2 pseudogenes are annotated in these 739 nt (G+C 54.3%); both read right to left on the minus strand.

Annotation, left to right across the window (positions count from 1 at the left end):
• A pseudogene (locus QD357_RS32665) lies at window positions 1-259 on the minus strand (plasmid partitioning protein RepB); the annotation flags it as partial.
• A gap of 93 nt (window positions 260-352) precedes the next feature.
• Window positions 353-739: pseudogene (locus tag QD357_RS32670) on the minus strand (plasmid partitioning protein RepA); the annotation flags it as partial.

Raw genomic sequence — 739 nt, forward strand, 5'->3', positions numbered from 1 at the left:
CAGCAATATCCTGATCTAGKAACCGGTCGGCAAACGGGGACGGATCGATGAGAGCTGGATCAAGATCAACCGGGAACTCCCCGTTGGCCATCTGCTGCTTGAGTTCTTCGTAGTCTCTTTCTACCTCGGAGAACGTATCCTTCAATGAACGAACTGCGCCCGACGCCACTCGCTGCACTGGTTGCCGCGTCTCTTCGGAAGTTACCTGATCGCTTCCCCCGGCGAAGAGGGAACGGATGGACTGTGTGCGCTTACTCATGATACGCCTCCTATCCCAACAGCCGGTTCAGCGACACAATGTAGTCAGCTGACAACACGTTAAGTCTCTGAATTATATGTGAGTGACACAAATTCATCGGCTCCAAACCTTGTTGATCAACTCGATCACTTCCTGGTTAACCGCGCTGATCGATTCCATCGCCCGATCATATGTCGACCGCCCTACCGCACCCCGCGAGAGCTCATAGAGGGATTGCTTCGTCAGCCCCGCATTTGCAATGGCAGTCGATTTCCAGGCGGACGCCGCCATTACATCTCCCGCGAAAACGTCGCGCAGCAACCCTACGATCTCCTGTTCGGGAACGTCGCGTGGATCATGTCTCGTGACGAGGAATCTCAGGAAATCGTAGTCGAGCCGACCGCCCGCCTCTTCGATGACCGAAACAAGATCCGATGTCATGAGGAGAAACTGGCTCATAGAGGCCACATCCACCATTTGAGGGTGAACAGTGACGATCAT

Origin of the sequence: Rhizobium sp. BR 317, assembly GCF_047445835.1 — a bacterium.
Classification (GTDB): domain Bacteria; phylum Pseudomonadota; class Alphaproteobacteria; order Rhizobiales; family Rhizobiaceae; genus Rhizobium; species Rhizobium paranaense.